At 72.4% G+C, this 26,446-nt stretch carries 21 protein-coding genes and 11 pseudogenes; 17 read left to right on the forward strand and 15 right to left on the reverse strand.

Annotated elements, in window-relative coordinates:
* Nucleotides 1–158: 158 nt before the first annotated feature.
* Nucleotides 159–374, forward strand: a pseudogene (locus ACZ518_RS37270) (transposase); the annotation flags it as partial.
* A gap of 142 nt (nt 375–516) precedes the next feature.
* Nucleotides 517–690, forward strand: a pseudogene (locus tag ACZ518_RS37275) (IS3 family transposase); the annotation flags it as partial.
* On the opposite strand, the gene ACZ518_RS37280 reads toward ACZ518_RS37275, so the two are convergent.
* The 4 genes from ACZ518_RS37280 to ACZ518_RS37295 form a co-directional block, all read right to left on the reverse strand.
* A complete protein-coding gene (locus ACZ518_RS37280) occupies nt 636–1,370 on the reverse strand; it encodes an NUDIX domain-containing protein (RefSeq protein WP_469117506.1) in 735 nt (244 codons plus the stop codon). The pseudogene ACZ518_RS37275 and the gene ACZ518_RS37280 sit on opposite strands and share 55 nt — an antisense overlap.
* A gap of 423 nt (nt 1,371–1,793) precedes the next feature.
* Nucleotides 1,794–2,444, reverse strand: coding sequence for a hypothetical protein (locus ACZ518_RS37285; RefSeq protein WP_469117474.1), 651 nt, complete (start codon nt 2,442–2,444; stop codon nt 1,794–1,796).
* Nucleotides 2,423–2,926 carry a mycothiol transferase gene (locus tag ACZ518_RS37290; RefSeq protein WP_469117475.1) on the reverse strand — a complete coding sequence of 168 codons (504 nt, stop codon included), beginning with the start codon at nt 2,924–2,926 and terminating at the stop codon, nt 2,423–2,425. Before ACZ518_RS37290 ends, ACZ518_RS37285 begins: the two co-directional genes overlap by 22 nt.
* A gap of 81 nt (nt 2,927–3,007) precedes the next feature.
* A complete protein-coding gene (locus ACZ518_RS37295) occupies nt 3,008–3,280 on the reverse strand; it encodes a hypothetical protein (RefSeq protein ID WP_469117476.1) in 273 nt (90 codons plus the stop codon).
* 275 nt (nt 3,281–3,555) lie between these two features.
* On the opposite strand from ACZ518_RS37295, the pseudogene ACZ518_RS37300 reads away from it, so the two are divergent.
* Nucleotides 3,556–3,826 (forward strand): annotated as a pseudogene (locus tag ACZ518_RS37300) (hypothetical protein); the annotation flags it as partial.
* Here ACZ518_RS37300 and ACZ518_RS37305 read toward each other — a convergent pair.
* Both ACZ518_RS37305 and ACZ518_RS37310 read right to left on the reverse strand, forming a co-directional pair.
* A pseudogene (locus ACZ518_RS37305) lies at nt 3,816–4,088 on the reverse strand (TIGR02391 family protein); the annotation flags it as partial. The pseudogenes ACZ518_RS37300 and ACZ518_RS37305 sit on opposite strands and share 11 nt — an antisense overlap.
* Before the next feature lie 59 nt (nt 4,089–4,147).
* Nucleotides 4,148–4,231: pseudogene (locus ACZ518_RS37310) on the reverse strand (GNAT family N-acetyltransferase); the annotation flags it as partial.
* A 336-nt stretch (nt 4,232–4,567) separates the two neighbouring features.
* Here ACZ518_RS37310 and ACZ518_RS37315 point away from each other — a divergent pair.
* Nucleotides 4,568–4,882, forward strand: coding sequence for a hypothetical protein (locus ACZ518_RS37315; RefSeq protein WP_469117477.1), 315 nt, complete (start codon nt 4,568–4,570; stop codon nt 4,880–4,882).
* Between the two features lie 942 nt (nt 4,883–5,824).
* Nucleotides 5,825–5,974: pseudogene (locus tag ACZ518_RS37320) on the forward strand (IS630 family transposase); the annotation flags it as partial.
* A 32-nt stretch (nt 5,975–6,006) separates the two neighbouring features.
* On the opposite strand, the gene ACZ518_RS37325 reads toward ACZ518_RS37320, so the two are convergent.
* A complete protein-coding gene (locus ACZ518_RS37325; protein ID WP_469117478.1) occupies nt 6,007–6,315 on the reverse strand; it encodes an immunity 53 family protein in 309 nt (102 codons plus the stop codon).
* A gap of 504 nt (nt 6,316–6,819) precedes the next feature.
* On the opposite strand from ACZ518_RS37325, the gene ACZ518_RS37330 reads away from it, so the two are divergent.
* The 4 genes and pseudogenes from ACZ518_RS37330 (at nt 6,820) to ACZ518_RS37345 (ending at nt 9,498) form a co-directional block, all read left to right on the forward strand.
* Nucleotides 6,820–7,242 (forward strand): hypothetical protein, encoded by a 423-nt coding sequence (locus tag ACZ518_RS37330; RefSeq protein WP_469117479.1) that lies wholly within the window; start codon nt 6,820–6,822, stop codon nt 7,240–7,242.
* A gap of 44 nt (nt 7,243–7,286) precedes the next feature.
* A pseudogene (locus tag ACZ518_RS37335) lies at nt 7,287–7,501 on the forward strand (NF041680 family putative transposase); the annotation flags it as partial.
* A 527-nt stretch (nt 7,502–8,028) separates the two neighbouring features.
* Nucleotides 8,029–8,805, forward strand: a pseudogene (locus tag ACZ518_RS37340) (L-serine ammonia-lyase, iron-sulfur-dependent, subunit alpha); the annotation flags it as partial.
* Nucleotides 8,806–8,991: 186 nt separating this feature from the next.
* On the forward strand, nt 8,992–9,498 hold the full coding sequence (locus tag ACZ518_RS37345; RefSeq protein ID WP_469117507.1) for an AMIN-like domain-containing (lipo)protein: 507 nt from the start codon (nt 8,992–8,994) through the stop codon (nt 9,496–9,498).
* Between the two features lie 78 nt (nt 9,499–9,576).
* Here ACZ518_RS37345 and ACZ518_RS37350 read toward each other — a convergent pair whose 3' ends face one another.
* Nucleotides 9,577–10,611 carry an SGNH/GDSL hydrolase family protein gene (locus tag ACZ518_RS37350; RefSeq protein WP_469117480.1) on the reverse strand — a complete coding sequence of 345 codons (1,035 nt, stop codon included), beginning with the start codon at nt 10,609–10,611 and terminating at the stop codon, nt 9,577–9,579.
* Between the two features lie 288 nt (nt 10,612–10,899).
* Here ACZ518_RS37350 and ACZ518_RS37355 point away from each other — a divergent pair.
* The 5 genes and pseudogenes from ACZ518_RS37355 to ACZ518_RS37375 form a co-directional block, all read left to right on the forward strand.
* Nucleotides 10,900–11,313: pseudogene (locus tag ACZ518_RS37355) on the forward strand (AfsR/SARP family transcriptional regulator); the annotation flags it as partial.
* A gap of 80 nt (nt 11,314–11,393) precedes the next feature.
* On the forward strand, nt 11,394–11,849 hold the full coding sequence (locus tag ACZ518_RS37360; RefSeq protein ID WP_469117508.1) for an AfsR/SARP family transcriptional regulator: 456 nt from the start codon (nt 11,394–11,396) through the stop codon (nt 11,847–11,849).
* A gap of 61 nt (nt 11,850–11,910) precedes the next feature.
* A pseudogene (locus ACZ518_RS37365) lies at nt 11,911–12,261 on the forward strand (AAA family ATPase); the annotation flags it as partial.
* 949 nt (nt 12,262–13,210) lie between these two features.
* Nucleotides 13,211–13,444: pseudogene (locus tag ACZ518_RS37370) on the forward strand (hypothetical protein); the annotation flags it as partial.
* 87 nt (nt 13,445–13,531) lie between these two features.
* The gene (locus ACZ518_RS37375; RefSeq protein ID WP_469117512.1) at nt 13,532–13,924 is read left to right on the forward strand and encodes a hypothetical protein; all 393 of its coding nucleotides are present in this window, start codon (nt 13,532–13,534) and stop codon (nt 13,922–13,924) included.
* Nucleotides 13,925–13,930: 6 nt separating this feature from the next.
* Here the strand turns inward: ACZ518_RS37375 and ACZ518_RS37380 are convergent, their stop codons facing one another.
* The 5 genes from ACZ518_RS37380 to ACZ518_RS37400 all read right to left on the reverse strand — a co-directional run bounded on the left by ACZ518_RS37380 (nt 13,931) and on the right by ACZ518_RS37400 (nt 19,156).
* Complete coding sequence (locus ACZ518_RS37380) at nt 13,931–14,125, reverse strand: hypothetical protein (RefSeq protein WP_469117481.1); 195 nt, start codon at nt 14,123–14,125, stop codon at nt 13,931–13,933.
* Between the two features lie 438 nt (nt 14,126–14,563).
* Nucleotides 14,564–15,973, reverse strand: a complete 1,410-nt coding sequence (gene aspA / locus ACZ518_RS37385; RefSeq protein WP_469117482.1) for an aspartate ammonia-lyase — start codon at nt 15,971–15,973, stop codon at nt 14,564–14,566.
* A gap of 56 nt (nt 15,974–16,029) precedes the next feature.
* On the reverse strand, nt 16,030–17,046 hold the full coding sequence (locus tag ACZ518_RS37390; protein WP_469117483.1) for an asparaginase: 1,017 nt from the start codon (nt 17,044–17,046) through the stop codon (nt 16,030–16,032).
* Entirely contained in the window at nt 17,046–18,482 is a 1,437-nt protein-coding gene (locus tag ACZ518_RS37395) for an amino acid permease (RefSeq protein ID WP_469117484.1), read from the reverse strand. Before ACZ518_RS37395 ends, ACZ518_RS37390 begins: the two co-directional genes overlap by 1 nt.
* On the reverse strand, nt 18,479–19,156 hold the full coding sequence (locus ACZ518_RS37400) for a FadR/GntR family transcriptional regulator (RefSeq protein WP_469117509.1): 678 nt from the start codon (nt 19,154–19,156) through the stop codon (nt 18,479–18,481). The genes ACZ518_RS37395 and ACZ518_RS37400 overlap by 4 nt, the downstream gene beginning before the upstream one ends.
* Nucleotides 19,157–19,510: 354 nt before the next feature.
* On the opposite strand from ACZ518_RS37400, the gene ACZ518_RS37405 reads away from it, so the two are divergent.
* Entirely contained in the window at nt 19,511–20,782 is a 1,272-nt protein-coding gene (locus tag ACZ518_RS37405) for a hypothetical protein (RefSeq protein WP_469117485.1), read from the forward strand.
* 480 nt (nt 20,783–21,262) lie between these two features.
* Nucleotides 21,263–21,796, forward strand: coding sequence for a hypothetical protein (locus ACZ518_RS37410; RefSeq protein ID WP_469117486.1), 534 nt, complete (start codon nt 21,263–21,265; stop codon nt 21,794–21,796).
* Nucleotides 21,797–22,064: 268 nt separating this feature from the next.
* Here the strand turns inward: ACZ518_RS37410 and ACZ518_RS37415 are convergent, their stop codons facing one another.
* Entirely contained in the window at nt 22,065–22,715 is a 651-nt protein-coding gene (locus ACZ518_RS37415) for a hypothetical protein (RefSeq protein WP_469117487.1), read from the reverse strand.
* Nucleotides 22,716–23,315: 600 nt separating this feature from the next.
* On the opposite strand from ACZ518_RS37415, the gene ACZ518_RS37420 reads away from it, so the two are divergent.
* Entirely contained in the window at nt 23,316–24,179 is an 864-nt protein-coding gene (locus ACZ518_RS37420) for an MBL fold metallo-hydrolase (protein ID WP_469117488.1), read from the forward strand.
* Between the two features lie 1,104 nt (nt 24,180–25,283).
* On the opposite strand, the gene ACZ518_RS37425 is transcribed toward ACZ518_RS37420, so the two are convergent.
* A complete protein-coding gene (locus ACZ518_RS37425; RefSeq protein WP_469117489.1) occupies nt 25,284–26,429 on the reverse strand; it encodes a hypothetical protein in 1,146 nt (381 codons plus the stop codon).
* Between the last annotated feature and the right edge of the window lie 17 nt (nt 26,430–26,446).

Below are 26,446 nucleotides of genomic sequence, written 5' to 3' on the forward strand. Positions count from 1 at the left end.
TGAACAGCTCAGCCTCAATGCGTTCCATCGGGCTATCCAACAGTAGACGCCGTACCTCATCCAGCCGTAATCATCACGGAAGCGCGGTCACAGCCGTTTTCAAAGATCCCCATCACTGATGGGCTGTGAGAAGGGAGCCTTGCGTGATGGCTGCTCCGATGAAGTACCCGCCCGAGTTGCGTGGGCGTGCGGTCCAGATGTACCGCGAAGCGGACCCGAAGCCGGTGATCCGCTGGATGGCCGGAGAGCTCGGGGTCCACCCCGAGGCTCTGCGGAACTGGATCCGCCAGGACGAAGCCGATCACGGCGAACGCGACGACCGGCTGACCACGACGGAGAAGCAGGAGCTGGCCGCGCTGCGGAAGGAGAACGCCGAACTGCGGCGTTCATGCGAGATCCTCAAGGCCGCCTCGGCTTTTTCGCCCAGCAGCTCGACCCGACCCGGCGACGGTACTGAAGCTCATCGACCAGCATCAGGACCGCTTCGGGGCCGAGCCCGTCCTCCGGGAACTCCACATCCCCGCCTCCACCTACTACCGCTGGCGCCGGACCGCCCACACACCCTGCGACCGGGTCCGCCAGGACGCCGCACTGACCGAACACATCGGCCGCGTCCACGCCGAGTCGGACGGCACCTACGGATCCCCGCGTGTCCACGCCGTCCTTCGGCGCGAAGGAGTCAGCACCGGCCGCAAACGCATCGAGCGCCTGATGCGCGAAGCCGGCCTGCAAGGTGTCAGCCCCCGTCGGCCCCGCGGCTTCACCCGCCGCGACCAGGACGCCGAACCGGCTGGTGGGGGACATGTCGAGTGAATCGACCTCGGCGCAAGGAACCCACCGGACTTCGAACGATTCCGAGCTGACCTTGATTTCGCCGCTGAGCGGACGGGCCCCGAAACAGAGCGAGAACTCTTGGCGGACCTCGCCATCCGAGAACGCGATGACGTGCCCGGGGTCGAGATACCGACCAGGCCGACGACCTCCACAGAGATCCCCGTCTCCTCCAAGACTTCCCGTACGACTGTCCCAGCGATGCTCTCCCCGATCTCCTGGACGCCGCCAGGCATGCCCCACCGCCCGTTGTCCGAGCGTCCAGCCGGCGAGCTCGGGAGTAACGAACACCCTGCGGTACACATCGAGTGGATCGGCGTCGAGGCCCCCGTGGCTGTCGATGTCCGCGGCATACACGCCGACGGAGAACGGGACCGGACGCGGCTGCGACAGCCCGAGCATCTCCATGACGCCGGCCTGGTCCCCGGTAGGCACCGCGATCCAGGAGAGGAAGCAGCAGGAGAGCGGAACCGGCGTGTCGGGCCGGCGATTTCGATCCTGGCCAGCCGTTCCGGTGCCGCAATGTCACGGGCGCTCATCACCGCCTCGCCGCCGATCTCCGCCAAGGCTTCCAGAGCACCCGCGCGCGCCGCCCCGGGACCGTCGATGCGGACCGCCTGGAGCAGCGGCACCACGGCGGTTCCCCACGCCGAGAACGCTTGAACCGCCGCCTGCCTGACCTTCGCGTCACCCAGCAGTGGCAGGACATGTCGCGCGGCAGTCGGCACGTCGCTGTTGCAGCGGCTGATCGCTGCCACAGCCGCGCGCCGCAGGGATGAATCCTCAAGCAGGAGGGCGCCGGCGTAGCCGTCCAGTGCCGCCGCCCCGAAGCCGGCGAACGCCCGCAATAGTCGACCCGGCGGCTCAAAAGCGCCCGGGTCGCGGCAGGCTGCCCCGCACCACCTGCCGCCGGTTGCATCGACGGGCGCTCCCGGCCGGGGAGCGCCACGGGCAGCCCGGGGTCAGCCGCCACCCGAGTTGGCGGAGGCCGAACCTCCGGAAGTCCAGCCGGAGTTGGGCTGCGGCCGATCGCGCGTGCTGCGCTCGGTGCGCAGCGCCACCACGACCCCGGCCGGGCCGAGCAGAGCCTTCAACGCGTCGGCGAGCCGCCGGGGGTCGCCGCCGAACGGGAGCTCGAGCCGCTCCTGGGCGCCCCGTAGGACGAGTTCCAGTGCGAGCGTGGAGACGGCCGGCTTGTAGTCCCCCTGGTACGGCTCCACCACCTTGTGCGTCAGCCGCACCTCGCGCAGGGTCTTGGCGGGCAGCCAGACGTCCGGCCCGGCGCCCCGGACCAACCGCAGGGACGTGGGCACCCTGGCCGGCGCGAACTCCACCCGCAGGATGTCCCGGGCCCGGGAAGAGGCCGCCGCCAGCCAGCCGATCAGGTACTCCAGCCCGGCGATCACCCCCACCACCACGAACACGGTCGACGCCCGCGCCCCGGCCAGCGCCATCCCGAAGGCGACGAGCAGGGTCAGCACGCCAAAGGCGAGCGGAGCGAACAGCGCCGGCCCCGCCGAGGCCAGCACGTTCCACACCGGCCCGGTCGGGCCGGCGCGCAGGACCAGATCCGTCGAGTCGGGGCCTTGTCTCAGCAAGGGTTCGGTGGCCATGTCTCCAGCGTAGAACCGGTCCGCAAGAGCGCCTCGGCCCTGTCCGGCCGATGGGGCACGACTTCTGACGGCCCGTAGCCCCCAGCCGGCGGGCGCGGCGGGGCTCCCAGGGCTCGGGCCACTGCTCGGCGGCGGCCATCAGCGGGGTAGAGGGTGGCGCCGTCCAGGCTCTCGCGGATGATGTCGGCGTGGCCGCCGTGGCGTGCGGTCTCCTCGATGAGGTGCAGCAGTACCCACCGCACCGACCCCTCCTCGACGTCGGCGGGGAACCACGGCACACCCCGGGGGACCGGAACGCCCTGGCCGAGGTCGGCGATGCCGACGACGGCCTCGTCGGTCTCGCCGGTCGCCAGCTCGTAGTCGGCCAGCAGCCCGGCCAGGGTCTCACCGGGCGCGGGCCGGAACTCGTCGTCGTCCGACTCGTTCGTCGGCCGCCCGCTGCAGGGCGCCGGAGCGCCGCAGGACGAGGGCCGTCCGGCCACGCGCGCAGCGCGCGGCGTGCTTGATCAGTTCGGCGATGCTCAGCTTACTGGCGGAGGGAGTGGCCCGGCCCTGCTCCTCGGTCAGGCCGCACGCGGGGATGCGCAGCAACTGCCGCTACTGGTCAAGGAAGGCGAGCCGCGCAGGACCCGCCCGAAGTACGCGTCGGCGTCGGCGGGCTCCATGTCCCATAGCGGTCGGCCGAACCACGTGCGCATCTGCTCCAGGTTGCCGACGTCCCCGCGGATGGTGCCGTCTGCCAGCCCTGCCGAGGCCCGCGCCAGCACGAAGCCGGAGAGCACGTCCGTCTCGAACGCCTCCAGTTGCTCACCTGAAGTCGCGCAGATCCCGTACAACGGCCAGCGCCAACCCGAGCCCCCTCAGCTCCCCAGAAAGTGGAACCATCGTTAAAGCTGAGATTACCTCTGAATCATGAACTTCCTTCACTGGGACCCGAGCCACGGAGGGAGGGGTGAACCCCCTGGCCAGCAGGATGGACGCTCTCCGAGATCAGTGGAACTCACGGGATGTCGCACAAGTCGTGGGTTGCGCCCGCCCTCGGCGTCGCCCGGTCCATTGATGGCGCCGCACATGTTGCAGACCACGCTGGGCCGCATCGCTGCTGAGCTGCACCAGAGCGGAGGCGGACGCGATCATCTGGTGCACCGGATTCCAACCCGCCTGGCCTGCGCCTGCGAGGCACCCGCGGCCCCTTCGCCACCGACGGCACCCGGGCCGTCGACGAACCGCGCCTGCTCGGCTACGGCGTCTGGACCGGCCCGGCCTCCGCCACCCTGATCGGCGTCGGCCGCCCCGCCTGCGACGCCGCCCGACAGATCCGCGACTGCTTGCCTGAACGGCCAAGAGAGCCGCGGTATCGACCCAGCGGGCCTGGACGCTGAGCGCGGCCAACTGCTCCAGCGCCTCATGTTCCGGAAGTTCGGGGAGTCCGTCATCGTGGCTGTTGGGGTTGCGGATCCCGGCGAAGAAGCACTCCGCGAAGGCCGCAGCACCGCGATGGACACTGCGGAAGGTGTCGCTTCCGTCGTTGTCCATCAGGCGCAGGCGGGGCTGCCCGGGCTTGGGATCGTCCTGGGAGAAGGCCTGCTGGAACAGCCTGGTCTCGCTAACGTCCCAGGCGATGTCAGCAATGGAAATGGCCATGGCCGAATCCTGCACCCGGAGCCCGCCGGCCGGCCGGGAACCGGAATTTCCGGATCGGCTCACACCACCCGGGTGCTGCGCCGCTCCAGCAGCACGACGTCGCGCCACAGGCCGTGGTGGCGGCCGATGCGTTCGCGGGTGCCCGGCCGCCCTCACCATCGGCGCCGCGGCAGCCATCGGCAGCTGATCGAGCGGACGCCTCCTCGAAGCGGTGGGGCCGCGACCGGGACGGGGGTCCTGTCGCGGCCCCACGGCGCCGTGCCCGCCCCGCACCCCACCCCACCGTTCTTCGAGTCACTCGAACCGGCGATGGCACCACACCTGTTGCAGCGACGAGCGTTGGCGGTCCGCGCGCTGAGCTGCACAAGCCGCCCTTCCTCTGCCTCGCGCCACACCGTCTCCCCCAGAGAACCCGCTCTGCGTCCCCTGCCGTGCCGCGCTCCAGGCCTCCCGGAAAAGTCGTATTCGCCGAGGACGGCGTGGTGGAGGGCGAGGGCGAGCTCGAGGACGGCCTCGGCCGGGGTGATGCCCGCTGTGCGGATCTCGGCGCGCAGGGCATGGGCGCCCTCGAGGTCGGCGAGTGCGCCGGCTTCGCGGGCGAGGGCAGCGACCTGGACGACGATGAAAGTCGTGGCGCGCTGGTCGAGTCCGGCCAGGAGCTGCTCGGCGAGGGCGATTTCGTCGTCGGCGCGGTCCGGGTTGGTGAAGGCGTACGCGAGGGCGAGGTGGGGCCTGGGCGATGGCCTGCTCCCCGGTGTTGGCGTGCTGTTCGGCGTCGGTGCGGGCGGCGGTGAAGGCGGTGGCGGCCTGGTTCATGTCGCCGTGGATGAAGTGGATATCGCCGAGCACCCGGTTCCCGCGGCCGCGCCAACCGAGGACGCTGGCGGTGGACAGTGCTGTGGGGAAGTCGCCGGTGGCGCGGGCGAGGTGGGCGAGCCCACGGGCGGCATCGGGGGCGAGCCGGCCGCCGCCGTCGGCGACCAGGCGCATGCCGTCGTGGGAGGCGTCGCTCTGGCCGAGGTCGCGATACGCCTTGGCCCGGTAGTGGACGGCCATCTCGGTGAGTTCAGCGGGCAGGAGCCCGGAGTCGATGATGCGGGTGAGCCGGGAGGCGGTCACGGACCGATGCTCGTGCTGGCGCCGGGCCAGCACGGCCAGGAGCTCGGCCAACGCGTCCGCGGCGGTGGCGAGCTCGCCGTCCCCGCTCTCGCGTGCCGGGAGCGGGAGGGGTTCCCACACGTAGTCGTCGGTGTGGGCCCAGGCGGCGTCGGTGAGCCAGCCCAGCTCGAGCCGGTGGTCTCGTGCCGGGGAGAGGCCCTGGCGCAGGCAGCCGACCAGCAGGCGCCGGTCCGGCCCGCTGCTGGCCTGCCACTGGACGCCGAGCGCGGCCAGCGCGCGGGCGACGGCGCGCTGCCAGTCGGTGTCGGTCCAGCGGTCGTCGGTGGCGTCGTCCGCGGTGCGCAGGGTGGAGCGGATCAGGGCGTGCAGGTGGTAGGGCCACAGCGCGAAGGCGTCGTGCCGGACGAAAGGCCGCTCAACCAGCCGGGCGGCCGCGGACAGGTGGGACAGGCCTGCGGCTGCGGTAGCCAGGGGAAGGTCGAAGGCGTCTACCAGGCTGACCGCGCGCAGGAGGTGGCGTTCGTCCGGGGTGAGGTCGGCCAGGGTACGGGTGAGCAGCGCGGGGAAGTCGGTGCCGAAGTCCGCGGGCGCGGGGGTGCGGCCAGCCCGGCGGAGCTCCCAACCGCACCGTCCAGACCCGGGCCCTGCACGCCTACCTGCGCTGGCGGAACAAGAACGCCCGCCACCCCGACGTCCTCGCCGCCCAACGACGCGAACGCGCCCGCATTCGCAGCGAGAAGAGCATCCGATGGGGCGGCCGACCCGCGCTCGCAGCGTGCGGCCTCGCCAGCCACATCACTTACGGGACACTCACCGTCGCCCACACCCGGAACAGCGTGAGGGCCTCGGTCAGGTTGCCGGGTCCACACGCGATACGAAACTGCCTTTCGGCCGTCCAGGCCATCACCCAGTCGTGCTCACCCCGAGTGACCCGCTGTTGGGGATGCTCCCGGTCCGCCAAGTCCGTCTCCTCAAGATCAATCTTGACGGCCCAGCCCGGGTTGTCGAGCGTCTCGATCTTCACGCCCCATTCGTGTTCCCAGTCGCCATCGCACTGTGAGGCGTACCAGCTCTGCAACCAGTCAAGGACATGCTCGGATTCGGACATGGACGCAGATGCTAAGCGAACGGCGGATGGACCGACCAACCCCGGCAAACCTTTCAGGTCACGGCACTAGGTGACGGGCGACCCGCGCAGGGGGCCGCCCGTGCTCATCCGTCCGGGGTAGGCGGCGGCCGGATCAGCGTGTGCGGTCGGCCCCGGCCTGGGGTGGGCAGAGCGGCGAGCGGGGAGCGCTAGCCCTTGGGCACCACGCGCAGCGCAGGCCAGTCCACCTCCGGGTGGTCCTTGTAGGCCAATGACCGAGCGCACTCCCCCAGCACCGCCCACGGCCAGCCGCCGGGCCCGTTTCGCTGCCGGGGCGACCGAGGCACCGCACGGTCCCGGAAGGGGCCGCGGCCACGCCCCCGCTGCCCCGGCCGGCGCCGCTCGGCATGGGGAGGAACGCACCCGCGCCCTGACCGCCCGTCACCGGCCCGTGGCGGCTGGGTGCTCTTTCCGCCGTCTGGGTATCAAGCCAAGGGTGATCGGCGAGCGAGGGGGTGACTTCGAATGGGGGCAGCGGACGAGCAGGACCTTGAGGACGGGGAAGGCTGGCTAACGAAGGCCGAAGTCCGTGCCCTCTGGCCGCAGATCAGGCCGAGCAGCATCAGGGCGGTGGCGCGGGCCAACAGCGTACGTACCTCGGGTGCGCCCTCCCCGGACCTGACCCGCGAGCCGACCTACCACGCGGCCGACGTACGCCACGTGGCAGCGCGGATCGCCCGGGGTGAGGCCGATGTCGCGCCCTGGCAGCGCGCCGACTCCGACGCTGCACGCGGCGACGCAACACCCGGCCCACCGGTTCGGCAGCCCGTCAGTTGGGAGCCCGAGACCGTGCCGGGGCTGATCCTGCTGGCAGTCGTCGTGGGGCTGATCCTCTGGGGCCTGACCTCTCCCGACAACCACGGCACGGTAACGGACTTCGTGCGCTGAGTGCGCTGAGCAGCGGTTGCTCTATCGATCTTGGTAATCGTGAGTCCGGAACCGACGCCCCCCCCGCGGCAGTGGACCGGCTGTGGAAGGCATACCTGCGGCACCTCGACATCGAGCACACCTTCCGCCTGTTCGAACAGCCCCTGGGCTGGACCTGCCCGAACGTTCACCCGAGGCGGCGGACCGCTGGATCTGGCTCCTCTCCGCTTCCGCCCAACTCCCACTTGCTCGCCCACTGGCCGCCGACATCCGGCGGCCCTGCGGCGGATGCCGTGGCGGCGGCAGACCTCGGCGACGGCGGCCGCACTGTACTGGGCGCCCCTGTCGGTGTGGAAAACGACGCCGCGGACCCGGCCGCCACGTGCCACGGCACGGGGACCGGCAGCTCCGCGAGGAGCTCGTCGCCGGTGTCGGAGGTGTACTTGACGCAGCCGTCGAGAACGACGGCCATCTCGGGGTCCGGTCTGCCAGGCGGCCAGGACCGCACGGGCCCGCTCGGCGACATCGGCGGGCGCCGGGAGAGTCCTGGTGGTCACAGGGTTTCCCTCCGTCGGGGTGGTGCTCGGGGCGGGGTGGTGCCGAAGGACGCCGCGCTGCGGGGAACCGGAGGTCTCGTCCGGGTGCGCGACGGCGGGCCGGGGTGCGGTGTCGGCAAGGCGGTCCAGGCGCTCGTAGAGGGCACGGACGAGTCGTGCGGGCCCTGGGCGCAGCGGACGGTGCCCTGCGAGGTGGCTGCCAGCCGGCGCCCGGCCTCGCCAAGGACGACGTCCGCGAGGGCGCGGGCCAGGCGGCGGGTTCGTCGTGGACGAGGACGCGGTCGGCGAGGACCGGATCAAGCTCGACGACACCGTGCTGAAGTACCCCTTCCGCTCGGGCGACGAGATGCTGCGCCTGGCCAACGAGACCGGCCTGTCGATCTCCTCCCTGATGCTGGAGAACGAGAAGGCCTGGCGCACCGAGGAGGAGATCCGCGAGGGCCTCCTGGAGATCTGGCGCGTCATGCAGTCCTGCGTCTCGCGCGGCATGTCCCGCGAGGGCATCCTCCCGGGCGGCCTGCGCGTCAAGCGCCGCGCCGCGTCCACGGCACGCCAGCTGCGCACCGAGGGCGACCCGATGATGCACCGCAGCGAGTGGACGACGATCTACGCGATGGCCGTCAACGAGGAGAACGCGGCGGGCGGGCGCGTGGTCACCGCCCCCACGAACGGCGCTGCCGGCGTCCTGCCGGCGGTCCTGCACTACTACGTGAACTTCGTGCCCGGCGCGGACGAGGACGGCGTGGTCCGCTTCCTGCTGGCCGCGGGCGCGATCGGCATGGAGCACAACCTCGGCCTGACCTGCGACCCGGTCGGCGGCCTCGTCCAGATCCCCTGCATCGAGCGCAACGGCATGGCCGCCGTCAAGGCCGTCACCGCCGCGAAGATGGCGATGCGCGGCGACGGCAGCCACAAGGTCTCCCTCGACAAGGTCATCAAGACCATGAAGGAGACCGGCGCCGACATGAAGATCAAGTACAAGGAGACGGCGCGCGGCGGCCTCGCGGTCAACGTCATCGAGTGCTGAGGTAGTGCCACTGGCTGTGCCTTTGCCCTTGGGACAGGTGTGAGGGGAGGGGCCCGGCGTGCGCGCCGGGCCCCTCCCCTCTTCGCCGGCCTTTCTTTGCCCTCCTGCCGGAACCGGGGCATCCGGTATGGGCGTCCTCATCTGTGTCGCAAGTCCCCGTCTCAGGAGAATCGAGGGGACGTCATGATCCACCGACGTTTCCGCCGGATCGTGGCCCTGGCCTCCGGCGCCCTGCTCACCGCAACACTCGCCTTCGCCGCTCCGGCCTCGGCCGCCCCGGCCGGCCTCCGCACCCAGGCCCAGACCCAGACGCCGCTCGTGGTCAATGCCCGCTGGGGCGGGCACCCCACGTACGACCGGATCGTCATCGACCTCCAGGGGTACGTCCCCACGGCGACGGTCACCCCCGTTCCGAAGCTGATCCACGACGGGTCCGGCACGCCGGTGCCGCTGCCCGGGAGGTACTTCCTGGAGATCCGCCTCAACCCCGCCGCCGCCCACGACGACGCGGGCGGGAACGTCTACCTCGGGCCCAAGCTGCAGCAGATCAACCTGCCCAAGCTCAAGGGCATCGCCCTGACCGGCGACTACGAGGGGTACGTGACCTTCGGCGCCGCCTTCGACACGCTGCCCTACTACCGGGCCTTCACCCTGCACTCGCCGGAGCGGTTCGTCGTGGACATCGCCCGCTGAGCCCCCTCACGGGCCGGGGCCCGGGGTCTCGCACCCCCCGGGCCCCGGCCGGTCCGCTCGCCCGGGCAGCTCACCGGGTCAGCTCGCCGGGCGGATCCGCATCATGCTCGGGTCGCCGTTGCCGAACCAGTCCTGCGCGCATTCGTAGCGGCCCGGAGCGGCCGCGCCCACCAGGCCGAGGCAGGTCGCCAGGGCCCGCTGGCCGTGGGCGCTGGGATGCATGGATTCCTCCAGCGTGCCCTGCGTGTTGGCGTGGTCCAGGAAGCGGAACCACTCGTTCTTCCTCGGGTCCGGGCCGTCCTGGCCCACCTGTTCCGTGCCGAGCGCGCACACCTCGTGCCCGGCCAGCGCGTCCCGCACGTCCAGGAAGTCGGTGCCGCGCGCAGCCGCCACGGACTCCACCATGCCGCCGATCTGCGGGACGAGCGTGTACGCCGCCCAGTCCGCGTCCCGGTCGTTGAACGGGCAGCCGTCCTTGAACATCCGGTCCGGGTCGTTCTGGTCCAGCCGGAAGGATTCCCCGCCCGGTACCGGTGACGGATAGGACTGCAGGACGAGACGGTAGCCGTCGTCCGCGTAGCCGGCGGCCCGCATGGTGGCCCGGATGTCGTCCACGACCGCCGTGACCTTGGCCCGCACCCCGGGCAGCTTCTGCTCGACGACCGGCGCCTGCTTCTTCCAGCACAGCCGCTTGAAGTACCAGTCGTACGCGCAGTCGCCGATGATCTGCCCGAAGCCGAGGTCGTTGCCGCCGATGGACAGTGCGATCAGTTTGACCCGCTTGGCCCGGGCCAGGGAGGCGAGCCGGTCGGTCTGCGGGGCCTCGCCATGGTACGGCTGCCCGCCCGCGGCCGTGCTCAGGACGTTGACGGTCTCGGCGCCGGAGCACGCCAGGTTGATCCGCTCCTCGATGCCCGGCAGCGGAGCGGCGGCGATCTCGGAGACGTCGGAGCGGTGGCAGCCGCCGACCGCGCCGGTGTCCCCGTAGACCTTCGCCGGGTCGTAGTCCGACCCGCCGGTCCAGGCCCGGTCGGTGCCGTTGCGGCTGCCCGCGTAGCGGTCGGTGTTGCCGAGCCAGCGGCCGCCCTCACCGGAGATGAAGCTGTCGCCCATCGCCACGGCCACCGTGGGCCCGGAGGGGGCCGCCGATGCCTCGGGGGCGGTGAGCCCGGCGAGACCGAGCAGCGCGACGGTCAGCAGCGCGGCACCGCGGGCGGCAGGGCGCGTACGTCTGGGAGATCTGCTGGACGTGGGGAACCGTCCTCTCGGGGGAACGAAGGGGCGGCCTAAGCGGAGGGTGATCAACCCCTGCTCCGGCCGGGTGGCGAGAGGTTACGATCGGCGCCCACCGGCGGCCCATCCGTCGGCCACCCGTCCGCCACGAAGTGCCGCGGAGTCGTCATGGCATTGGTCTTCTCCCTGCTCGGCCCGGTGCACGTGACCCTGGACGGGCGGGAGTTGGAGATCGGCGGGCCGCGCGGCCGGCGGGTGCTGGCGGCTCTGGCACTGGAGGCGGGACGCGTGGTGCCGACCGCCGGGCTGGCGCAGGCGGTGTGGGACGACCCGCCGCCCACCGCACGGGAGCAACTGCAGAACGCGGCCGGGCTGCTGCGCAGGCGCCTCACGGACGCAGGGGCCTCGGTGGTCCGCACGGAGGCCGGATTCCTGCTCGATCCGGGCCGGGCCGCGCTGGACGTACGGGAGTTCGCGCGGCTGCGCAGCGCCGCGGAGCACGCACCGGAGCCGGGTGAAGCCCGGCACCTGCTGGTCCGGGCCCTGGAGTTGTGGCGTGGTCCGGAGGCGCTCGGCGGCCTGCGCGGGCGGACCTTCGAGGCGGCGGCCGCCCGGCTGGCTCAGCAGCGGCTCAGCAGCGGCTCGACTGCGCCGAGCGGGCGATGGCCGCGGACATCGCGCTCGGACGGCATGCGGAGGTCTGCCCGGAGCTGGCTGCGCTCACCGCCGAACACCCCTTGCGGGAACGGCTGGTGGAGCTGCACGTGCTGGCCCTGTACCGCTCCGGCCGCCGCGCCGAGGGGCTGGCCGCGTTCGCCTCGGCGCGCCGCCGCCTGGCGCGGGAGGCCGGCCTGGACCCCGGACCGGAACTCCGGGCGCTGCACGCGGCGGTCCTCGCCGATTCCCCTTCGCTGCGCGAGCGCGGGTACTGGTACGCCGGGCCGGAGGCGGCGCCGCTGCGCCCCGGCGCGGCCGGATCGCAGGACGGCCCGCCCGGGGGGGCCGGGCGCGGTTCAAGAGGCGGCGCCGAGGCCGGCGGGGGGCGCGGCGGCGGACGCGCCGCGAGAACACCCCCCGGGGCGCCGCGACCCCGTTCCGACCCAACTCCCCGCGGTTGACGCAGCGTTCGTCGGCCGGGAGGCCGAGGCGGAGCTGCTGCGGCGGGGGCTGCTCGGCGGCCGGGGCGGGGTGCTCGTGGTCACCGGGGCGGCCGGGATCGGGAAGACCGCCCTCGCCCTGCGGGTCGCGCACACCCTGCGCGGGGAGTTCCCCGACGCGCAGCTGTACGCGGACCTGCGCGGCGCCGACCGCACGGCCGCCGCCCACCCGGCCGAGGTGCTGGCCGGCTTCCTGCGCGGGCTGGGCGTCGACGGGGCGGCCGTGCCCGCCGACGCCGGGGAGCGGGCGGCGCTGTACCGGAGCCTGCTGGCCGGGCGGCGCGTGCTGGTGCTGCTGGACAACGCGGCCGACGAGGCTCAGGTGCGGGCCCTGCTGCCGGGGTCGGCGGCGGGCTGCGCGGTGCTCGTCACCACCCGCCACCGGCCGGCCGGCGGCCCGGGTCCGCGCCTCCTGGTGGAGCTGCCGCTGCTGGACGAACCCAGCGCGCTCGGGCTGCTCGGCCGGATCGCCGGGTCCGGGCGGCTGGCCGCAGAACCGGCGGCCGCTCGGGAGCTCGTCCGGCTGTGCGGCGGGCTGCCGCTCGCCCTGCGGATCGTCGGCGCCGAGCTGGCCGCGCTCCCGCACCGTGGGCTGGCCCGGCTGGCCGGCCGGCTCGGGGACGAGCGGTCCCGGCTGGACGTGCTCGACGGGGTGCGGGCGGGCCTGCGGATCGGCTACCGCGCGCTGCCCGGCGACGCACGGGCCCTGCTGCGCGGCCTGGCGGTGCTCGACGCCCCGGACTGCGCCGCCTGGACGGCGGCTGCGGTGCTGGACCGCCCGCTCGAGGTGGCCGAGGACGCCCTGGACGCGCTGGCGGCGGCGCACCTGCTGGAGGTGGCCGGTCCCGACGAGGCGGGCCGGCTCCGGTACCGCATGCACCACCTGGTCCGCGCCTTCGGGCGGGAGCTGGCCGGGCCCGGCGAGGCCGGGGTGCGCCGGGTCCTGGCCTGCTGGGTGGCGCTGGTGCGGGAGGGGCGGCGGGCCCACCAGGGGCAGGACTACCCCGGGCTGGCCCGGCGTACGGCCGCCCGCGTGCCGGACCCGGCGGTGCTCGCCGGGCCGCGGGCCGACCCGGTGCACTGGCTCGGCGCCGAGCGCGAGGCCCTGGTCGCCGCAGTACGGCAGGCCGCGCGGGTGGACCCGTACGCCTGCTGGGAGCTCGCGGCGGCCGGTGAGTACCTCTTCGACCTGCGCAGCGACCTGGCCGGCTGGCAGACCGTCCAGGAACTGGGGCTGGCCGCGGCCCGGGCGGCCGGCGACCGCACCGGGGAGGCGGTGATGCTGGTGGGCCTCGGCCGGCACCGGGGACCTGCCGGGAGGAATGGGGCCCCGGCCCGGGACATGCTCACGGCCGGGGAGGCGCTGTTCGAGGAGCTCGGGGGACGCGCACGGGGCGGCGTACGCGGGCTGGCTGATCTCCTACCTGGACCGGATCCAGGGCAGGCTGGACGAGGCGGTGCGGAGGTGCCGCAGCGGCGCGGCGGTCTTCGAGGCGGCGGGCGACCGCTACGGACAGGCCCATTCCCTCCGGGGCATCGGCCAGGTGCTGCTGGCGCGCGGCGCGCCGGAGGCCGCGCTGGAGGTGCTGCGCGAGGCCCTCGCGGTGGCCGAGGCGAATGGCGCGGCCTGGCCCCGGATGTGCATGCTGCGCTGGGGCGCCGACGCGCAGCGGCTGCTCGGCCGGCCTGCCGAGGCGGCAGCCGGTTTCCGGGAGATCCTGGCCCACACCCTGGGCTCCGGTGACCTCGCCGGGCAGAGCGCGGCCCGGATCGGACTGGGCCGCATCGCCCTGGACGGCGGGGACGTGGCGGGGGCGTTGCGGGAACTGCGGGCGGCGGACGAGCTGGGCCGCCGTTCGGGCCAGAGCCTGGTGTGGGCCCTGTCGGTGGAGCCGCTGGCCCGCGCGTTGATGGCTTCGGGCGACGCGCGGGCGGCCCGGTCACTGCTGGAGGAGGCCCTGGCGAGCTGCCTCAGGATGAACGCCCGGCCGCTGCTGGCCCGGCTGGAGTCCGCGCTCGCGCAGGTCCCCGCGTGAACGTGCCTAACGGTGCTCGGGGTTCGGTGAGCCGAAGCGGCAGCCGGCGTCCCACAGGGAACGCCGGTTGCCGTGGGCCGGGACGAGTAGGAGGGCGATGGGTGCGGGGAGCGCCGTGGCGGGGCGCTCGGAGAGCATGTCACCGGTTACGCGGCTGCGGATGGCGTACGCCTCGTAGCCGGCGCCGACCAGCAGCAGCACACCCCAGATGACGTCAGGCCAGGACTTGGCCTTCCTTGCCTTGCCGTTTGACCTCAGGTGGCGATTCCGTTGCCGGCAGCCTGCCGCCATCCGGTTCGCGCCAGGACACGCTCACGTCGCCTGGATCTGGCACGTTCGGTCACGGGCGAGCGTTTCCCTCGGAGTCACCCAGGTTGAATCAGGCTCACCTCGGACCGGGCAGCGCGGTCGACGCCCTCGTCGAGGGTCAGGCGCCGCCCGTCGGCGTCGTAGGACTCGCTGTCGATGTCGGTCCCGCCGCAGGTACCGGGCGCGCGTCCGCCCAGAACGTTGCCTCCGCCTCCCGCCGTAGCCGGACCTGCTCGATCGCCGCCGTCACCAGCGCGACGGACACCCGCCCATCAGCCGCGTGAACAACGCCGCGGTCAATACACCTAGGCCGCGTGCCCGGCCGGGGGATCAGGCCCCGGGCGCCCCGGTGCCCGCGATCACCTCCGGCCGCAGCAGCGCGGTGAGCGTCTCCGCCGGAAGCAGGCCCCGCTCCAGGACGAGCTCGGCGACGCCCCGGCCGGTGGCGAGGGCTTCCTGGGCGATGCCGGTGGCGGCGGTGTATCCGATATGCGGGTTCAGGGCGGTCACCAGGCCGATGGAGTTCTCGACCGTGGCCCGGAGCATCTCGGTGTTGGCGGTGATGCCGGCCACACAGCGCTCCGCGAGGGTGAGGCAGGCTGCGCGCAGGTGAGTGACCGACTTCGACAGCGAGTGCAGGATGACCGGCTCGAAGGCGTTGAGCTGGAGCTGCCCCGCTTCGGCGGCCATGGTGATGGTGACGTCGTTGCCGATCACCTCGAAGGCGACCTGGTTGACGACCTCCGGGATCACCGGGTTGACCTTGCCCGGCATGATGCTCGAACCGGCCTGTACTGGCGGCAGGTTGATTTCGCCGAGCCCGGCGCGCGGCCCGGAGGACAGCAGGCGCAGGTCGTTGCAGGTCTTCGACAGCTTCACGGCGATGCGCTTGAGCACGCCGGACATCTGGACGAACGCGCCGCAGTCCTGGGTGGCTTCGACCAGGTCGGCCGCGGTGACCAAGGGCAGCCCGGTGATGCCTGCGAGGTGGCGGCGGGCCGACTCGGCGTATCCGGCGGGGGCGTTGAGGCCGGTGCCGATGGCGGTGGCACCGAGGTTGATCTCGTGGATGAGCCCGAGGGCCTCCGCCAGCCGGCTGCGGTCCTCGTCGAGCATGACGGCGTAGGCGGAGAACTCCTGGCCGAGCGTCATCGGCACGGCGTCCTGCAGCTGGGTGCGGCCCATCTTCAGCACGTCGCGGAACTCCACGGCCTTGCGGGCGAAGGCGTCCTGCAGGACGGCCATGGCATCGAGCAGGCCGCGGACCGCGGAGACGGTCGCGATCCGCACGGCGGTCGGGTACACGTCGTTGGTGGACTGGCCGAGGTTGACGTCCTCGTTGGGGTGCAGGTGCCGGTACGCGCCCCTGGTGTGGCCCAGCAGCTCCAGCGCCCGGTTGGCGATGACCTCGTTGGCGTTCATGTTGGTCGAGGTGCCCGCGCCGCCCTGGATGACGTCGACGACGAACTGGTCGTGGAGCTTGCCGCCGCGGATCTCCTGGCAGGCGGCGACGATCGCCGCCGCCTTGGCGGGCTCCAGCAGGCCGAGTTCCTCGTTGGCGAGGGCCGCTGCCTCCTTGACGGCGGCGAGGGCGTCGATCAGGTGCGGGTAGGCGGAGATGGGCGTGCCGGTGATGGGGAAGTTCTCGGTGGCGCGCAGGGTGTGGACGCCCCAGTAGGCGTCGGCGGGGACGTCGCGGTCCCCGAGCAGGTCGTGCTCGCTTCGGGCGGAGGCGGTCATGGGTGTGCGGCCCTCTTCCTGAGGTGGGTGGGTCATGGGTGGTGAAGGGGCGGGGGTCAGGCGGTGGCCGGGGCTCCGGCGGGGTCCAGCGCCGCCACCGGCCGGATGCCGCCGACCGGCCGACCGCCGCCGGTCATCGGCTCGCCCGCGAACCCGGCGAGCAGCCGCGGTTCGACTCCGGCCCGGGCGAGGGCGGCAGCCGTCACGGGCAGGCGCGCTCGGTCCGCCCCGTCGGAGATCTTCACGGCAACGGCCCGGCCGTCGGGCAGTGCGGCGGCCTGGACGCCCTCGAAGCCGTCCTTGGCCAGCAGGCCGGGCACGGCGCGCATCAGTGCGGCCGTGTCCCGTCCCGTGCCGGAGGCCATCTCCGGGTACGCCCGCAGCGCGTCCGCCACGCGGCGTTCCGCGGTGCCCGGCGCGGCTGCGGCGATGCGGGCGGCGGCGCGGGCCAGGCCGTGCAGGGACACGGCAAACAGCGGGGATCCGCAGCCGTCCACCGTGACGCCGGCGACGTGCTGGCCGGTGAGGTCCTCGACGGCGTCGGCGATCCGCCTCTGCAGCGGGTGGCCCGGGTCGAGGTAGCTCTCCAGGGGCCAGTCGGCCAGCCGGCACAGGTACAGCATCGCCGCGTGCTTGCCGGAGCAGTTCTGGGCGAGCCGGGAGGGCCCGCGGCCCTGGCGCAGCCAGGCGTCCCGGACCTCCGGGGCGTAGGGCATGTCGGGGACGTTGCGCAGGTCGTCCTCGGTAGCGCCGGCCAGTTCGAGGATCAGCCGGGCGCCGGCGAGGTGGTGCTCCTCGCCGGAGTGGCTGCCCATCGCGAGGGAGAGCAGGGCGCCGTCGAGCGGCAGGCCGGCGCGGACCATGGCGACGGCCTGGACCGGCTTGAGGGCCGAGCGGGGGTAGCAGGCGGCCTCGATGTCGCCGATGGCCAGCCGGACGCCGCCCGCGGCGTCGAGGACGACGACGGAGCCGTGGTGGACCCCCTCGATCATGCCGCCGCGGGTGACGTGGGCGACGGGCGCGTGCTGCGGCTCGCGGACCGCGGGCGCGTCCGCGCGGGCACCGCCGCGCATCACTGCCCCCCGCCGGCGGCGCGGGCCACGCGGCCGCGGACCGCGTACCAGCCGGCGACGAGCGCCGCGGCGATCAGCGGTATGCACAGCACGGTGGTGCGGGCGGCCCCTCCGTCGGCGTACATGAGGACCAAGACGGAGGCGAGGAAGGCCAGCGTGACGACTTCGGTCCACGGGGAGCCGGGCAGACGGTAGGAGGGGCGCGTCAGTTCGCCGTCCCGGGTCTTCCGCCAGAAGAGGAGGTGGCAGAGCATGATCATGCCCCAAGTGGCGAGGATGCCGATGGCGGCGAGGTTGAGCACGATCTCGAACGCGTCCGCCGGGACCACGAAGTTGAGCCCGACGCCGAGGACGCACATGCCGCTGGTGAGCAGGATGCCGCCGTAGGGGACCTGCGAGCGGCTCAGCCGGGCGGTGAAGCGCGGGGCTGAGCCGTTGACGGCCATCGAGCGCAGGATGCGGCCGGTGGAGTAGAGGCCGGAGTTGAGCGAGGACATGGCGGCGGTGAGGACGACCAGGTTCATGACGTCGCCGGCCGCCGGGACGCCGATGTGGGAGAGCACGGTCACGAACGGGCTCTGGCCGGCGCTGTAGCTGCTCCACGGCATCAGCATCGACAGCAGGACGACCGAGCCGACGTAGAAGAGGCCGACGCGCCACATGATCGAGTTGATGGCCTTCGGCATGATCTTCTCGGGGTTCTCGGTCTCCCCGGCCGTGACGCCGACCAGTTCGACGGAGGCGTAGGCGAAGACGACGCCCTGGACGATCAGCAGCATGGGCAGCAGGCCGTTGGGGAAGATCCCGCCGTGGCCGCTGATCAGGGCGGGCCCGGGGACGGCGCCGTCGACGGGGTGCCGGGTCACGAGAAGGAAGATCCCGATCCCCATGAAGGCGACCAGCGCGCCGACCTTGACGATGGCGAACCAGAACTCCAGTTCGCCGAAGATCCGCACCGATATGAGGTTCACGGTGAGGACCACGGCCAGGGCTATGAGCGCGATCACCCACTGCGGGATGTCGGAGAACAGGCGCCAGTAGTGGGTGTAGGTGGCGACGGCCGTAATGTCGGCGATGCCGGTGGTGGCCCAGTTGAGGAAGTACATCCAGCCCGCGGTGTACGCGCCCTTCTCGCCGAGGAACTCCCGGGCGTACGAGACGAACGCACCGGAGGACGGCCGGTACAGGACGAGCTCGCCGAGCGCGCGCACGACCAGGAACGCGAAGACGCCGCAGACGGCGTAGGCGACGAACAGGGAGGGCCCGGCGTCGGCGAGGCGGCCGCCGGCGCCGAGGAAGAGGCCGGTGCCGATCGCGCCCCCGATGGCGATCATGTTGACGTGCCGGGGCTTCAAGGACTTGCTGTAACCGGTGTCGCCGGCGTCGACGTGCGGGGTCGTGGGGCGCTTCTCGTCTTTGAGGAACTGCTCGCTCACGCCTCGGGTCCGCCTTCCGTGGGGGTGGCCGTGCGCTGGGGGCGCACGATGTCGGTGAGGGTCGTCTCGACCCTCAGGAGGTGGTGGGACATGGCCTCCACCGCGTCGTGCTCCGAGCCGTCGGCCAGCGCCTCGAGGATGGCCCTGTGTTCGCAATTGGACTGCTCGCGCCGCCCGCCCAGTTCGTTGAGGAAGGTCGATTGGCGCGCCAGCGCGTCGCGGATCTCCTCGATGACGCGGCGGAAGACCGGGTTGCGGGACGCCTCGGCCACCGCCAGGTGGAAGACGGTGTCCATCGCCACCCAGGCGGTGGTGTCGGTCTCCTGCTCCATCCGGTCGAGCAGATGGCCCAGGTGGTCCAGATCCTCCGGGGTACGCCGCAGCGCGGCGTACCCCGCGACCGGGATCTCGACGTGCCGGCGCACCTCCAGCAGGTCGCTCGCGGCGTAGTCGCCGAAGGTGGGGTCCTCGACCGTGTTGGCCATGACGAAGGTGCCCTTGCCCGCCTTGGAGACGGTCAGGCCCATGGCCTGGAGGGCTCGGAGCGCCTCCCGCAGCACGGGCCGGCTGACCTCCAGGGTCCGGCAGAGCTCGGCTTCGGAGGGGAGCTTGTCGCCGATGGCGTACTCGCCGCGCTCGATGGCGCTGCGCAGGTGGCCGAAGACCGCTTCCATCGCGCTGACGCGCCGCGGAAGGGGGCCACCTGTCTGGCTGTCTGACAGGTTCACGCTGCGATCCTGCTGCGTGCACCGGAGGGTGTCAAGGCATTTTTTTCCGCGAAGGTTCCGCCCCTGACCGGCGACCGGAGCACCCCTGGCCGGCTGCAACCGCCCCCACTCTCCGGCAGCGCGGGCGGAAGCCGCGTGAAACGCGCCAACTTCTCGGCGGCCGCACGCGCGTAGACCGCAAGCGCGGTGCCGCCCGTCCGGGCCGTCCGACTATCGGACAGAATGGCTGAAACTTAAACTACTGTCCGACGAGCACACTACGTTTGCGACGGTTGACGTTCCAGCGAGAGGAAACTCCTCATGACCGCCGCCGACAGCCCGCCGGGAACGGCCCGCGTCCTCACCGGATACCGCCCCGAGGACGGCTTCATGGCCGTGGAGCTGGACCCGCCTCCGGCCGAGTACGTGTGGCACGACGAGCACGCCGAGCAGCAGGAGCAGCGCTACGGCCCGGGGGCGGGGTACCACCAGTGGCTGGCGGTGGACGCGCACAACGGCGCCGTCTGGTTCGGCGACGTCGACTGGCGGGCCCCGCGCGACGACCTCGGCGGACAGCTCCCCGGCCCTCCCCGCAGGACGCTCGGCGACGGCGCCGTCCCGGCGCCGGGCATCATGGTGCAGCTGCTCGGCCACCTGGCCCACGACGAAGAGCGCGGCTGCACCTGGCACTTCTTCACCGCCGAAGAGCTGCACGCGCTCGCCGTGCGCATCCTGCCCGCCGTGCAGCGGCTCGTGGACTCCCTCCACCGGGTCGGCCCGGACGAGGAGCTGGAGTGGTCGGCCGAGGCCGCCACCGCCTGGGACGACATCGAACACGCCGCGACCCCCGTCTTCGACCCCTCCGGCGGGTTCCCCTGGCCCGGCCTGCGCACCACACCGGTGCCGGCCTGGCGCGTGGAGGTCGGCGCGTTCCTCGCCACCAACCCCGGCCTGGGCGACCCGTCCTGGGGCCTGGCCACCGACGCGGAACTCGACGCCTACGCCGACTACCGTCCCGAGAGCGGATACGGCGGCGTGCCGGGGCGGATGTGCCGCGCCGCCGGCCAGCAGATCGAGGAGGGCTTCACCTTCTACGGCCACCGCGCCGCCCTGTACGCCTACCGCGCGCGGGCGTGCGGCGACCGCTCCCCCGCCGACGCCGCCGTCTGGCTGGAGACCACGGAGGCGGGCCGGAGCGCCTGGGAGGGGGCCAGACCCCCAGCGGCGTCCCTCGCCGACGTGCCCGACTGCGTGCTGGGCTTCCTCGCCGAGGAGTTCCAGAACGCCGCGCACCAGGACGGCCTGGTCCTGATGGGCCTGGACGCCTATCTGCGCCGGCTGCGCGCCGAGGAACGCTCCGCCGTCGACGGGCAGCTCGTCCGCGAAGCCGCCGAGGTCGAGCGTCTGGAGACCATGGTCAAGGACTTCCGCGCCGCACGGAACCGCACAGTGACGCGGATCCTGGCCTGGGCCGACGGGCGCACCGACGAGGAGATCGCCTGCCTGGCGTCCCTGCCCGACGGCTACGTCGGCGACTGGCGGGCCCGGCTGAACGACGAGCGGACGACCCCCGGCGGCCAGCACCCCGTCTGACTGGCTCGTGCACGGTGAGCGGTGAGACGTCGAGCCCCGGATGGGACGGCCCATCCGGGCGTCGCTGCGGCCGGAGTGGTGGCGGCCCGCCAACGGCACCGCGCCCGGCACAGAGCGGCAGGTCCCGGCGGCGCGCGAGGGCCGCGACCCGGTCCGGGTGGTCGTCGGGGAAGTCGACGTCCCCGCCGAGGCAGACCAGCAGACCGGCCTTCACGAGACGGCCGACCGCCGAGGCGGTCACACCGGGGCGGCACCGCAAGGGCTCCCTCAGGGCCTCCGTCAGCCGGTCCGCCGCCCACCCCGCATCCATCGGCCCCCGCAGCGCCGCGTGCACCACCTCGGGGTCGGCGGCCTCCACCACCGCCCGCGACCACGACCCCCCGCCGGGCACCGGCCGGGGCAACCAGCCCCGTACGCACACGGTCGGCTGTGGCCGATGCTGGTGCGCGGTTGGTGCCGTACGGCGTAGCGTGGCGGGGTATGAGTGAGGCTGTGGAAGCCAAGGGCCCGAAGGTTCCGCAGAGTTATCCTCCGAAGTCGCCGCCGCCGCAGAAGAAGCCTGTGGAGGCGCCGCAGCCGGCGACGAAGCCGAAATCGCTGACCGGAGTGCCGCCCCGTCTGGTCGTCACCAGCCGGCGGGCCCGGGTGCTGGCGTTCCGTGCGGACCAGTGGGCGGCGAAGAAGGCCGCCGGACAGGCTGCGCTGGCCGTCGCCGAGTGGGACTACCCGCTCCTGGACGAGCACGACTTCCTCAAGACGGTGCACGGCCTGGTCCGCACGGCCGTGGCAGCCGGCGGCAAACGCGTCAGCGTCCACCTCGCAGACCAGGACGACAAGATCCTCGTCATGGTCCTCAACCACCAGACCGACGGCCACGACAATGCGGCAGCGGTTCCGGCGGAGGTGGCGGTGCTGCGCACCGTCGACGCCTGCGGCACCCACGCAGACCACGACGGCCACGCCTGGTGGGCACTCCTCGACTCCCAACCCCATCCGAAGAAGCATCTGGCATAGCAGCACGAGCCGGAACCCCGCCAAACGCCCGAACCAGGCCAGCACCAGCCCACGGCACGCCGTTCGGCACCAGGGTCATGTGGCCGTCCTGGCGGGTCACCAGCAGGGTGCCCAGGCTCCCTTTGGGCTACCCGCGGCTACCGGCGCCAACCGATGCCGCACACGCCGCAGCGGTTGGCCGCCGGAGGATCGGCCGCCACGGCTCATCTACCGGGCGGCCGCGTCCCGGACAGGGGCGGCCCTCAGCCCTCTGCCCGGAGAAGGACGATCACGTGGCGTCGTCGCGGTATCCGCTCCAATCCTGCCCGGCCGCCGCGGCCAAGGTGTCCGCGAGCAGCTGCGGGTCAGCCGCGTGCTCGTGGCAGGGCCGGGCGAACATCTCCGGGGGCACTTGGTCGGAGACCCCGTCGGACGCCAGCAGCACCAACGGGACCTCCGCGGGGACCTGTACCTGCCGGCACGTCGTGGACGAGGCCTGCGCCAGTCCCGGCCGGGACCAGTTGTCGTGCCTCGCGGCCGCGAGCTGCACCGCCGCACCGCCGTTCCGGCGCCGCCAGTTGCCCATGGTGGGCCCGGCGCTCTCCCGCCAGTCGTACGCCCGGCAGTCTCCGATCCAGTGGACGGATGTCGGCTGTCCCGGCTCCATGCAGGCGTACACGGCGGACGCGTGCGGCGGCTGGTCGTAGGCCGCCGCCTTCTGCCCGGCTGTCATCAACCCGGCCAGGCCGCCCTGTGCCATCCCGATGTGCGTGATCACCGCCGGGGTGAGCGCGGAGTACTGCACGGTGTCCGGGTGGTGGCCGGCCCCGTCCACCACCGCGGCACACACATAGGCCACCCCCGCGCGCAGCACGGCCGGGCCCGGCAGCCGCTCCGCGGCCTGCGCCCGCATCGGCTCCACTGGCGGCCGCAGCACCATCCCGAAGCCCTCCTCCGCCGATCCGGACCGCCCCAGGGCCAGCCTGGGCCCCCGAGCGGGCCGGGCCCGGCGGAGGCCGCCGGACGGCGTACCCTCACCCGGCGCGGCTCGTTGGGCCGGACATGACGACAGCAGACGAGGACACCGGCGCGCCGACCGGTTGCCCCTGGAGGAGCTGCGCCGGCTGATGGCGCTGCCGGTGGGGATCGTGCGGGTGTGCCGGGCCTGCCCCCAGCAGGGAAGCGCGGTGCATCCAAGCGTGGACGCGGCCCCGGCACGACGCCGGCCGCCACGCCCTCGGCGTCCGCCAAGACACCTTCGCGCTCGAGGAGCGTCAAGCCGAACTTGAAGCCGCCCGAGCAGCCAACCGCGACCTGACCCGCGCCCTCAACCAGAAGAGCTGAGTGTCTCCACACGGAGGCGCCGGACGGCGGCGGGCCGGTCGTCGTGTTGCGGATCGGATGGGCGCCCGCAGGATTGGTCTTGGACATCGGGTCGGCGGCTCGTCGAGTCCCCAGCCCCTGGGCTCCGAGGCCATCGCGGGCGACCAGGCCCAGTGGGCCGGCCTGGACCTCGACGAGAGCGGAAGGCAGCCACGACATGCCGGCAACCACATCAGGACTGCGGTACGAGACGTTGTGCATGCGCCGGTCGGGTCTGACCCGCGACCTGCCGGTCGGCACTCCGGAGGAGCTCCAGTGGGTGGTCAACACCGCGACGCTGATCTTCGGTGAGCGTGATGCCGTGCTGGTCGACACGTTTCTCACCGTCGACCAGAATCAGCAGCTCGTCGACTGGGTGAAGGCGCACGACCGCAATCTGGCCTACGTCTACATCACGCACGGCCATGGCGACCACGGCTTCGGCGTGAAGCAGCTCCTCGAGGCGTTTCCCGAGGCCAAGGCGGTCTCGACCGCCGCGGCCGTGGCCAAGGCGAGGTTCGAGGGCACACCGCCCTACGTCGACGATTTCTGGTCCTCGCGCTTTCCGGGGCAGGTCCCGCTGCCGCAGGTCTTCCCGGAAGTCCTGGACGGCGACACGTTCACCCTCGAAGGCCACGAGCTGCGGGCGGTCGAGACCGGCTTCACCGACTGCGAGGGCAGCACCGCGCTGTGGGTGCCGGACCTGCGGCTCGTCGTGGCCGGCGACGTCGCCTACAACGGCATCCACCAGTACCTGGGCGAGACCACCACCGCGTCACGCGAGGAGTGGATGCGCGCCACCGATACCCTCGCCGCACTCGACCCCGCCTACGTCGTCGCCGGCCACAAGAACCCGGACCTGCCCGACGACCCGAAGATTCTGGCCCAGACCAAGCAGTACCTGGCGGACTTCAACCGGCTCGACGCCGAAACCCAGACCCCGGCCGAACTGTACGAGGCGATGCTCGCGCTCTACCGGACCCGCGCCAACCCGGGCTCGCTCTGGGGCGGAGCGAACCGGGCCAAGGCGACAGCACCCTGACGTCACGCCCGGCCAGCCGCCCGCGACCGCACCGCCGCTGACATGCTCCGCGCGGCAGGCAGGCTCCACGAGACCAGGGCCGCGGCGAAGGCATCGTGACAGCCTGACGCGCCACGTCAGCCCGCCCGGTGCGGAATCCTCAGGGCCCGCGCTGGGCGGAGGGCCATTGCAGTTCTGATTGTCAGTCAACAGGTAGGAGTGAACGGCTGCTGACGCTCGGTCATGGAAAGATCCACGTGGGCGGGCAGCGAGCCGGCCAGAGAAAGGGGACACCCATGTCTGACGAGCAGGATCTGCCGGCCGTCACGTCCGGCAGATCCCGCGCTCCTGGTTCCGGCGCCTGCCATGCTCTCGCGCCGCCGCCCGGCCCCCTGCGTGGTGCGCGCCGGTTCAGTCTTCGCTTCCGGCGAGGATGCGATCGGCCGCGTAGTGGGGGCAGGACAGCAGATGCCACGTCACGACCAGGCGATGGTCGGCAACGCTGAGGGTGCGCGCCTGACCCCTGTCCGGACCCGCGCCGCAGTGCGTACACAACACCATGCGGGGGGACTTCGTACAGATCGGCGGCCTCGGCATCACTCGGCATCTCCTCCGTCCACACGAGTACCCGCCAAGTCCACCACCACACCACCACCCCGTCCAGCACCCGCCGGGTGTGGCACCGGCTTCGCGCCGGTGCCGGGCACCTGCGAGCACGAAGCCCGAGCGCCCCTCCACTTGGTGGAGGGGCGCTCGGGCTTCAGTACGTCTTCACGGCCTACGGGGCGGGGGTGGACTCCATCTCCGGGGGATGGTCTTCGCGAGGTCGAGGGCGAGGTGGGGGGCCATCGTTCCGGCCGGGAGCTTCACTTGATCCACTCGACGTCGGCCGGCGTGCCGCTCTGCCGGGCCACCGAGATGACGATCTCACCGGTCTCCGGGAACCTGCGGGTTCTCCGCTGAGGCCTTCAGCTTGGCGTAGTGGTGACGGTGTACGACAGCAACGGAGAATCCGCTGCGGCGTCCGTCTCCACAGCCCGGGTCCGTACAACGACGGTCACAGGGGGTTCCTTCGGGTTCGGGTGTGGCGGTGACTGTGGTGCGAGGCTGTCCGAAGCCCGCTGTTCAAATCCTGCGGCCGAGCCGTGTGAACCTCAGATGCGCCTCGTAGTCGGCGTAGCCGGGGCCCCCGACGCGGCGGGCGATGTAGATGCTCTCTCCCTTTCGGGCCGTCCTGAAGAGTGAGGCGTAGCGCGCGTTCTGAGGGTGGCTGTACGCGGTCGCGTCCGAGACCTTGGTGTAGCCCTGGGAATTCCACACCCGCAGGTACGCGTGCTGTCCGTCCGGGCCGGGATTCACTTTCACCCATCCCTCGAAGAACCCGTCGTCCGGGACGACGTAGTGCCGGACGCCGTTGCCCGTGGGATCTGTGGGCAGGTCGACGGAATCCTCGAACCAGCCGCCGGCGACGTCGAGCACCCCGTTGACGGTGAGGTTGCCGATGTCGAGGTCGGGTTTGAGGACGGTGACCTGGGTGGAGAGGATGCGGATGACGGGGTTGGTGGGGTCGCCGGTGGTGGCGCGGAGGTAGAAGGTGGTGTCGGATTTGATGCCTTCGAGGGGAAGGCTGGTGCGGTTGGTGACGTCGCGGTTGACGTCACCGTAGAGGAGTTCGTAGGTGGCGTTGGCGGAGCGTTCCCAGGTGAGGAGTACGTCGCCGCCGTTGGGGATGATGGAGGGTTCGCACAGGAAGTTGCGCAGGTAGAAGTCGGCGGGGAACTTGCCGAGGTTGAAGACGGTGGGACGGTTCTGGAACGCGCTGCTTCCGGTGCGGGAGCGTTCGGTGACGGTTACCGGCGCGGTGCCGACCTTGCGGCTCATCGGGATGTCGGACAGCTGGAGGGTGAAGCCGGCGTCGGGGCCGATGGGTGCGTGGCTGGCGTCGGGCTGGAAGACGAACTCCTTGGCGCTGGCGTCCAGGCGGACGGTCCAGCCGTTCAGGCTGATCCGGGGGCTGATCTTCGCGAGGTCGGTGGCGAGGTCGGGGGCCATCGTTCCGGCCGGGACCTTCACCTTGATCCACTCGACATCGGCCGGTGTGCCGCTCTGCCGGGCCACCGAGATGACGATCTCACCGGTCTCCTCGGGAACCTGCGGGTTCTCCGGGGATGCCTTCAGCGGGCTCGGGGTGGTGGTGACGGTGTACGACAACAACGGGTCGTCCGCCGCGTCGTCCGTCTCCACGGTTTGGGTGTGCACAACCACGCTCATTTGGTGCTCCTTCGGGC

The sequence above is a fragment of the Streptomyces sp. NPDC033966 genome, assembly GCF_055575955.1.

Excerpts from the sequence above, each read along its gene's own strand:
- ACZ518_RS37330 (WP_469117479.1), top strand. The coding sequence starts at position 6,820 with ATGGGGGCAGCGGACGAGCAGGACCTTGAGGACGGGGAAGGCTGGCTA.
- ACZ518_RS37410 (WP_469117486.1), top strand. The coding sequence starts at position 21,263 with ATGAGTGAGGCTGTGGAAGCCAAGGGCCCGAAGGTTCCGCAGAGTTAT.
- ACZ518_RS37285 (WP_469117474.1), bottom strand. The coding sequence starts at position 2,444 with ATGGCCACCGAACCCTTGCTGAGACAAGGCCCCGACTCGACGGATCTG.
- ACZ518_RS37390 (WP_469117483.1), bottom strand. The coding sequence starts at position 17,046 with ATGCGCGGCGGTGCCCGCGCGGACGCGCCCGCGGTCCGCGAGCCGCAG.
- ACZ518_RS37325 (WP_469117478.1), bottom strand. The coding sequence starts at position 6,315 with ATGTCCGAATCCGAGCATGTCCTTGACTGGTTGCAGAGCTGGTACGCC.
- ACZ518_RS37415 (WP_469117487.1), bottom strand. The coding sequence starts at position 22,715 with ATGGTGCTGCGGCCGCCAGTGGAGCCGATGCGGGCGCAGGCCGCGGAG.
- ACZ518_RS37400 (WP_469117509.1), bottom strand. The coding sequence starts at position 19,156 with ATGGAAGCGGTCTTCGGCCACCTGCGCAGCGCCATCGAGCGCGGCGAG.
- ACZ518_RS37405 (WP_469117485.1), top strand. The coding sequence starts at position 19,511 with ATGACCGCCGCCGACAGCCCGCCGGGAACGGCCCGCGTCCTCACCGGA.
- ACZ518_RS37375 (WP_469117512.1), top strand. The coding sequence starts at position 13,532 with ATGCTGCGCTGGGGCGCCGACGCGCAGCGGCTGCTCGGCCGGCCTGCC.
- ACZ518_RS37425 (WP_469117489.1), bottom strand. The coding sequence starts at position 26,429 with ATGAGCGTGGTTGTGCACACCCAAACCGTGGAGACGGACGACGCGGCG.
- ACZ518_RS37420 (WP_469117488.1), top strand. The coding sequence starts at position 23,316 with ATGCCGGCAACCACATCAGGACTGCGGTACGAGACGTTGTGCATGCGC.
- aspA (WP_469117482.1), bottom strand. The coding sequence starts at position 15,973 with ATGACCGCCTCCGCCCGAAGCGAGCACGACCTGCTCGGGGACCGCGAC.
- ACZ518_RS37280 (WP_469117506.1), bottom strand. The coding sequence starts at position 1,370 with ATGAGCGCCCGTGACATTGCGGCACCGGAACGGCTGGCCAGGATCGAA.
- ACZ518_RS37350 (WP_469117480.1), bottom strand. The coding sequence starts at position 10,611 with ATGGGCGACAGCTTCATCTCCGGTGAGGGCGGCCGCTGGCTCGGCAAC.
- ACZ518_RS37360 (WP_469117508.1), top strand. The coding sequence starts at position 11,394 with ATGGCCGCGGACATCGCGCTCGGACGGCATGCGGAGGTCTGCCCGGAG.